Origin of the sequence: Streptomyces sp. NPDC001980, assembly GCF_040296885.1 — a bacterium.
In the GTDB taxonomy this organism is placed as follows: Bacteria; Actinomycetota; Actinomycetes; order Streptomycetales; family Streptomycetaceae; genus Streptomyces.
The window spans coordinates 1-2,541 of sequence record NZ_JBEOYD010000107.1 but is presented as its reverse complement, the minus strand read 5'-3'; the positions used below and the strand labels follow the sequence as shown (position 1 = coordinate 2,541).

Annotated in this window: 3 protein-coding genes and 1 pseudogene; 3 read left to right on the top strand and 1 reads right to left on the bottom strand. The window is 68.4% G+C overall.

The annotated features are described in order from the left end of the window. Nucleotides 1–535, top strand: a 535-nt coding sequence (locus ABT137_RS50915) for a transposase (RefSeq protein ID WP_351720880.1), incomplete at its 5' end; no start/stop codon positions are given. Between the two features lie 93 nt (nucleotides 536–628). Here the strand turns inward: ABT137_RS50915 and ABT137_RS50910 are convergent. After that, complete coding sequence (locus ABT137_RS50910) at nucleotides 629–976, bottom strand: YidH family protein (protein ID WP_351720878.1); 348 nt, start codon at nucleotides 974–976, stop codon at nucleotides 629–631. Nucleotides 977–1,109: 133 nt separating this feature from the next. Between ABT137_RS50910 and ABT137_RS50905 the strand changes: the two genes are divergently transcribed. Together ABT137_RS50905 and ABT137_RS50900 are read left to right on the top strand one after the other, a co-directional pair. Continuing rightward, nucleotides 1,110–2,168, top strand: a complete 1,059-nt coding sequence (locus ABT137_RS50905; protein ID WP_351720877.1) for a sulfite oxidase — start codon at nucleotides 1,110–1,112, stop codon at nucleotides 2,166–2,168. A 204-nt stretch (nucleotides 2,169–2,372) separates the two neighbouring features. Then, nucleotides 2,373–2,541 (top strand): annotated as a pseudogene (locus ABT137_RS50900) (DNA helicase); the annotation flags it as partial.

Here is a 2,541-nt window from a genome sequence, read left to right as displayed (position 1 = left end):
TCTGTCCGCCGATGCGGGCATCACCAAGGCGCCGTGCGACGGTGAGGCAGCCGCTCCCTCGCCTGTCGACCGTCGCAAGCAGGGCCTGAAGCGTTCGGTCGCCACCGACGGCGAGGGGGTGCCGGTCGGCCTGGCGGCTGCCGGCGCGAACCGGCATGAGCCCAAACTGCTCGAGCCCACCTGGGAATCGGTGAACGACCAGGTCGGGTCTGTTCTGCCGGAGAATCCCACCTTCCACCTGGACTCCGCGTACAACGGCAAGCCGTGCGCGCAGGTGCTGGAGAAGCACGGACTTGTCGGCGAGATCGCTGTCAAGGGCGTGAAGGCTCCCATCCAGGTCGGGCGTCGCTGGGTGGTCGAACGCACGCATTCCTGGATGAACGGGTACGGCGAGCTCCGGCGTTGCTTCCAGCGGACGACCCAGACCGTCGAGTTCTACCTCTACCTCGCCGCCGTGTTCGTCACCGTGCGTTGTCTGATCCAGCAGGCCCGCAACCGCTATTCCCGAACCCGCCGGTGGGTCGGGGCTCGGTGAATCATCTAGTATGCCTGGCTCGACCTATGTTGCCAGTGAGGGGTAGGCCCTGAGGACATCCGCGGGCCGTCATTCGTTCTGGCCGTACTGGCGTCACCAGAGCAGCAATAGGGCGGCAGCGAGTGCGACGGTCAGTACGGCGCCTGCGGCCAGTGGTCCTCCGGTTCGGCCGGCGGCGCGAAGTCGTTCGTGCCTGATATCGGCTGCGGCGTTCCGATAGCGCACTGCGGAGTAAGCCAGCCCAGTTGCTCCGACAGCCATCAGCAGAGCACCTGCGGCCAGTGAACGGATACGGCTGCCCTCGACGAACTTGGCCACGGCCAGCCCCAGCGCCATCACGTTCGCGGATGTGCGCAACCATGCGAGGTAGGTACGCTCGTTCGCCAGATGATCTCGGGTGTGGGATGGGTCTGTGTCATCCCCGGGTCGTTCCTTGCCCATGACTCGCTCTCCTACTGCAGGCCGCAGCGATGCCCGTTCTGTCGCTGTCGCCGAAACCGGGCGGGATCGAAGTGCCGCTTGGGAGGACTTCGAGCATAGTAGCGTTATGGGCATATGGGATAAACGAGACGATATGATCGTGCACCAGACCGAGCCCTACAACGCTGAACCACCTCCTGGTGCGCTCGTGGACCCGGTCACCCCTCTGGACACCTTCTATAGCCGCAACCATGCCCCGATTCCCCGCGTGGGCGGGGCGAGCTGGCGGCTGCGGGTGGACGGCATGGTCGACCGCCCCCTGGAGTTGTCGCTGGACGAACTGCGGTACCGCTTCCCCGAACGGAAGGTGCTCGCCACTTTGCAGTGCGCGGGCAACCGCCGCGCCGACCTCATGGAGTTCCGCGACATACCCGGCCAGGTCCCCTGGGGCCCCGGAGCTATCTCCACGGCATGGTGGATCGGGGTGAGCCTGGCGGATGTGCTGGCCGAGGCAGGGCTGCAGGCCGAAGCGGCCCACATCGCCTTCACCGGCGCCGACGTGTCACAGGACGCCGACCCGCCACAGCCCTTCGGCGCCTCCATACCGGCGGCGAAGGCCACCTCCGGCGAGGTGCTCCTGGCCTGGGCGATGAACGATCAGGCTCTTCCCGTCGCGCACGGCGCCCCGCTGCGCGTCGTCGTCCCGGGCTTCATCGGTGCCCGCAGCGTCAAATGGCTCCAGCGCATCTCCGCACAGACCGAACCGTCCGACAACTACTTCCAGTGGGAATACAGCCTCCTGCCTCCCGAGGCCGACCCCCACAAGGCAGGACCAGGCGACGGCATCACTCTCGGGCCGGTCGTCATTCACAGTGCCATCGTGCGGCCCGGCAAGGGCGCCCAGCTACCGTCCGGGCCTACCGAGGTCACCGGCTTCGCCTTCGCCGGCGACGATCGAACGGTGACGCGCGTGGACGTGTCCGCCGACGGTGGCACCACGTGGGTTCACGCCGATCTGGACGCACCGGACAACCTGTGGACGTGGCAGCACTGGCGCGCCACGCTCACCCTCCCCGCGGGCGAGACGGAAGTCCTCGCCCGTGCCTGGGACTCCGCCGCGGGCGTGCAGCCCGAATCGCCGGCCACAGTCTGGAACCCCAAGGGGTACGCCAACAACGCCTGGGCCCGCCTCCACGTCACCTGCGACCGCTGAAAGCCCAGCGGCCCTACCGCGGCGGGTGCGGATCCTGGGCGCCACCGCACACCCGACGGCGGAGTGGATCGCGCAGCTCGGGCGCAATCTCCTCATGGGGCCGTCCGCATCGGCGACTGCGACCTCTCCCCGCAAGCCCTGCCCTGCACCGCCCTGCGCATCGTGACCCGCTTCTGCCACTCTGCCGACCCCGCCATCGGCCACGCCGGGCGCCGAGTAGCTCTGGCCGGAGGAGGGGCAAGCCTGCGCGCCGTGGCCCTTGCGGCCCGCGACCTGAAGGACGGCCACCACACCGCCCACCCCGAACTGGTCCTGTTCACCTACTGGGGCGAACTGCAGGACTACGCCGCCCACGACACCGCCGGCACTGACC